This window comes from Parasphingorhabdus sp., from assembly GCF_036964675.1.
GTDB lineage: Bacteria > Pseudomonadota > Alphaproteobacteria > Sphingomonadales > Sphingomonadaceae > Parasphingorhabdus.
Window position 1 is genome coordinate 1 of record NZ_JBALTF010000106.1, and the last position, 5,106, is coordinate 5,106.

Below are 5,106 nucleotides of genomic sequence, written 5' to 3' on the forward strand. Positions count from 1 at the left end.
CAAGCGGGTCATACGGACGCGTTCTTCGTTGCGGTTGCCGGATGGTGATGGCGCAGACGGCGCCGGCGCGCCGCTTGCCGCGCCCTTTTCGGTCAGCGGTGGCTGCTGCGCACCGGATTGCACATATTGCTCGACATCGGCCTTGGTCAGCCGGCCATCCTTGCCGGTGCCGCTGATCTTGCTCGGGTCGACACCATGTTCCAGCACCAGCCGGCGCACCGACGGCGACAAGGTGATCGAGGCATCGGGTTCATCTGCCTTGGCTGCTTCTTTGGTTTCCGACTTTTCCTTGGCCGGTGCCGGGGCAGACTTGGCCGCCGTACCGCTGCCGGCTTCGATCGTCGCGATGACCGCGCCAACCTCGACCGTATCGCCGACCGCGACCTGATGCGCGCCCATCACGCCGGCTTGCGGTGCCGGCACTTCCAGCGCCACCTTGTCGGTTTCCAGACTGGCAATCGGTTCATCAGCGGCAACCGCATCGCCGGGCTGTTTGAGCCATTCGCCCAGAGTCGCTTCGGTGATCGATTCGCCCAATGCCGGGACTGTTACTTCTATTGCCATGTTCTTCCTACCTGTACTCCTGCGAAGGCAGGAGTCTATCTCCCGTCTGCGCGTCCAATTACCATCGCGAAATGGTCCCCCGCCTGCGCGGGGGACCAAGTCCCTAACTAACCCTCAACCTCATGTCCCAGTGCCTCGGCGATCAGCTGCGCCTGCTGCTGCTTGTGCCGCGAAGCCAGACCGGTTGCCGGTGACGCCGAAGCGGCGCGTCCGGCATAGACCGGTTCGACCGGACCGCCGTCCGCCTGCGCCAGACATTCTTCCAGATAGGAGCGGACAAAATGCCAGCTGCCCTGATTCTTCGGCTCTTCCTGCGCCCAGACCACAGTCTCGAGATTTGTCATCCGCTTGAGACGGACCACCAAAGGCTCGCCGGGGAATGGATAAAGCTGTTCGATCCGGATGATCGCGGTAGTCTTGTCACCCGCTTCGTCACGCGCCTCGATCAGATCATAAGCGACCTTGCCCGAGCAGAGCACGACCCGCTTCACATCCTTGTCGGCCGGCGGATTGGTGTCGGACAATATCCGCATGAAATGCTGGTCGCCCTGGAAATCTTCCGCTTTCGATACCGCCAGCTTGTGCCGCAGCAGCGATTTCGGCGTCATGATGATCAAAGGCTTGCGAAAGCTACGCAGCATCTGGCGGCGCAAGATGTGGAAATAATTGGCCGGGGTGGTGATATTGGCGACCTGGATATTGTCCTGCGCGCAGAGTTGCAGGAACCGTTCCAGCCGCGCCGAACTATGTTCGGGACCCTGACCTTCATAACCATGCGGCAGCAGCATCACCAGACCGTTTGCGCGCAGCCATTTGGCTTCGCCCGAGGCAATGAACTGGTCAATCATGATCTGCGCGCCATTGGCGAAATCGCCAAATTGCGCTTCCCAGAGCACCAGCGTTTTCGGGTCCGCTCCGGCATAGCCATATTCAAAACCGAGCACACCATATTCGGAGAGCGGGCTGTCGAGCACTTCGAACCGGCCATGCGGTACATTGCTCAACGGCACATATTTTTCTTCCGTTTCCTGATCGACCCAGACTGCGTGCCGCTGGGAAAAGGTCCCGCGCCCGCTGTCCTGCCCGGACAGGCGCACATTATAGCCTTCGGAAACCAGCGATCCATAAGCCAGCGCTTCGCCGGTTGCCCAGTCGAAATTCTCGCCGCTCTTGAACATATCGGCCTTGGCATCGAGCACCCGTCCCAGTGTCTTGTGAATCCGCAGGCCATCAGGAACCTTCGTCAGCGTCCGGCCCAGACTGTCGAACAATTTTGTGTCAATCGCGGTTTCGACATTGCGCCGCGCGCTTTCCGGATCGGCGGGAATATGCAGACCCTGCCAGCGGCCACCAAACCAGTCGGCCTTGTCTGCTTTATAAGTGGCCGCGGCCTGAAATTCGGTTTCGAGATGGTCGGCAAAGGCGGCCCGCGTGGCATCGCCCCAATCCGCATCAATCACCCCTTCCTCGACCAGCCGCGCTTCATAGAGCTTGCTGACCTTGGGATGTTTCTTGATCGCGGCATACATGATCGGCTGGGTGAAGCTCGGTTCATCGCCTTCATTATGGCCGAAGCGGCGATAGCACCACATGTCGATGACGATATCCCGGCCGAACCGCTGGCGGAATTCCATCGCCATCTTGCAGGTGAAGGTCACCGCTTCCGGATCATCGCCATTGACGTGGAAAATCGGTGCCTGCACACCTTTGGCGACATCGGACGGATAAGGCGACGAGCGCGCAAATTGCGGACTGGTGGTAAAGCCGATCTGGTTGTTGATCACGAAATGGATACAGCCGCCGGTATTATAACCGCGGATGCCGGAGAAGCCGAGACATTCCCAGACGATGCCCTGACCGGCAAAGGCGGCATCGCCGTGGATCAGCACCGGCAAGACCTGATCATGTTTTTCCAGATCGTCGCGCGCTACTTGCTGGGCGCGGACCTTGCCGAGCACCACCGGATCGACCGCTTCGAGATGCGATGGATTGGGCACCAGGCTCATATGGACATTGATGCCGTCAAATTCGCGGTCGGTAGAGGTCCCGAGATGATATTTCACATCACCGGAACCGCCGACATCTTCGGGGTTGGCCGAACCGCCGTGAAATTCGTGAAAGATAACCTTGTACGGCTTGGCCATCACATTGGCGAGAATGTTCAGCCGGCCGCGATGGGCCATGCCATAGACAATATCGCGAACGCCGGACTGACCACCATATTTGATGATATTCTCCAGCGCCGGCAGCATCGATTCGCCACCGTCGAGGCCGAAACGCTTGGTCCCGACATATTTCTTGCCGAGGAAATTTTCATATTCCTCGCCTTCGATCACCTTGTTGAGAATCGCCTTCTTGCCTTCCGGCGTAAACTGGATCGCGGCATCCTTGCCTTCCATCCGGTCTTGAAGAAACCGCCGTTCCTCGGTGTCGGCAATATGCATATATTCGAGGCCCACCGAGCCGCAATAATTGGCCCGCAGCACCGCTTCGATCTCGCGAATGGATGCGGTCTGAAATCCCAGAACCCCGCCCAGATAGACCGGATCGTCCATCTCGCCGGCGGTAAAACCATGAAATTCGGGGGTCAGGTCGGCCGGTTCTTCGAGCTTCGACAGGCCAAGCGGGTCCAGATTGGCACCCAGATGCCCACGCACCCGATAGGTGCGGATCAGCATCATCGCCCGGATCGATTTCTCTGCCGCCTGGCCAACCTCGGCATCGGACAATGACTTGCCGGATTTCTCCGCCGCCTGCTTGATCTCGATGCCCATTTGCGTCGGATCAAGCGCGCTATTCAGCTCGTCGGCATCATCAATCGGCCAATGCTTGCGCTGCCAGCTCGGGCCCTGCTCTTGCTCCGAGCCAATAAAATCCTGATTCTCAAAACCCATGATCATTTCCTTGGGGGAGGGAGGCCCTCTGCTCGCGCAGAGGGCCTAATAATCTAGACCAGTTCTTTCAGCATCGCATCCAGCGTCGTGCCCAGTTCGCTCGGCGAAGGCGAAACGCGGATACCCGCGGCTTCCATCGCCGCGATCTTGTCTTCCGCGCCGCCCTGACCGCCGGAAACAATCGCACCGGCATGGCCCATGCGGCGTCCCGGAGGAGCCGTGAGGCCAGCGATAAAGCCGACCATCGGTTTCGAACGGCCTTTCCTGGCTTCGTCGGCAATGAACTGCGCCGCTTCTTCTTCCGCGCTGCCGCCGATTTCACCGATCATGATGATTGACTTGGTTTCATCATCGGCAAGGAATAGTTCCAAAACGTCGATAAAGTTGGTCCCATTGACCGGATCTCCACCAATGCCGACCGCCGTGGTCTGGCCAAGGCCAACCGCAGTTGTCTGATGCACGGCTTCATAAGTCAGCGTACCGGAACGCGAGACCACGCCGACCGAACCCTTCATGAAGATGCTGCCGGGCATGATGCCGATCTTGCATTCGCCGGGAGTCAAAACGCCTGGGCAGTTCGGGCCAATCAGGCGCGACTTGCTGCCCTGCAGCGCACGCTTGACGCGAACCATGTCGAGAACGGGAACGCCCTCGGTAATCGCAACGATCAGTTCGATCTCCGCATCAATCGCCTCGAGGATCGAGTCCGCTGCAAATGGTGGTGGAACATAAACAACCGAAGCAGTCGCGCCGGTAGCTTCCTTGGCTTCCGCAACGGTGTTGTAGTTCGGCAGACCAATATGGGTCGTGCCTCCCTTGCCCGGCGTCACGCCCGCAACCATTTGCGTGCCATAAGCCAGAGCCTGTTCGGTGTGGAACGTACCGGTATTGCCGGTCATGCCCTGAGTGATGACCTTGGTGTTCTTGTCGATTAAAATGCTCATTAAACTTACTTCCTCGTCATTCCAGCAAAAGCTGGAATCTCCGTCCCAGCGCGCCGCGTTTTCGCATGAGATCCCGATTTTTCGTCGGGATGACGGTTGCGTTTATGCCAGAGAGCTATCCAGCGCCTTACAAGCCGCCAGCAATTCCTTCACCGCATCGACCGACACATTGAAATTGCCCTGCGCTTCTTCGCTCAGTTCGATCTCGATGATCTTCTCGACGCCGCCTTTGCCGATGATGCACGGCACGCCGACATAGAGATCATCGACGCCATATTGGCCGGTCAGATGCGCGGCGGCTGGCAGCACCCGGCGTTTGTCCTTGAGGAAGCTTTCCGCCATCATGATCGCGCTGGTTGCCGGCGCATAATAAGCCGAACCATTGCCGAGCAACGCAACAATCTCGCCGCCGCCCTTGCGGGTGCGGTCAACAATCGCATCGATCTTTTCCTGCGTGGTCCAGCCCATCTTGATCAGATCGGGGATCGGGATACCGGCGACCGTCGAGTAAGCCGGTACCGGAACCATGGTATCGCCGTGGCCGCCAAGAACGAACGCGGTGACATCTTCGACCGAGACATTGAATTCTTCAGCGAGGAAGTGACGGAAGCGGGCGCTGTCGAGAACGCCGGCCATGCCGACCACCATGTTGTGCGGCAGGCCGGAAAATTCGCGCAAGGCCCAGACCATCGCGTCGAGCGGGT

At 59.0% G+C, this 5,106-nt stretch carries 3 protein-coding genes and 1 pseudogene; all 4 read right to left on the reverse strand.

The window, feature by feature from the left end:
- Nucleotides 1-564 (reverse strand): biotin/lipoyl-containing protein (locus V7665_RS12940; protein ID WP_335664951.1); only part of this gene is annotated, 564 nt, incomplete at its 3' end.
- A gap of 107 nt (nucleotides 565-671) precedes the next feature.
- On the reverse strand, nucleotides 672-3,458 hold the full coding sequence (locus tag V7665_RS12945) for a 2-oxoglutarate dehydrogenase E1 component (RefSeq protein WP_335664952.1): 2,787 nt from the start codon (nucleotides 3,456-3,458) through the stop codon (nucleotides 672-674).
- A gap of 53 nt (nucleotides 3,459-3,511) precedes the next feature.
- Nucleotides 3,512-4,402, reverse strand: coding sequence for a succinate--CoA ligase subunit alpha (gene sucD, locus V7665_RS12950; protein WP_335664953.1), 891 nt, complete (start codon nucleotides 4,400-4,402; stop codon nucleotides 3,512-3,514).
- Between the two features lie 102 nt (nucleotides 4,403-4,504).
- A pseudogene (locus tag V7665_RS12955) lies at nucleotides 4,505-5,106 on the reverse strand (malate dehydrogenase); the annotation flags it as partial.

Coding starts and splice junctions, on each gene's coding strand:
- sucD (WP_335664953.1), bottom strand. CDS start 4,402: ATGAGCATTTTAATCGACAAGAACACCAAGGTCATCACTCAGGGCATG.
- V7665_RS12945 (WP_335664952.1), bottom strand. CDS start 3,458: ATGGGTTTTGAGAATCAGGATTTTATTGGCTCGGAGCAAGAGCAGGGC.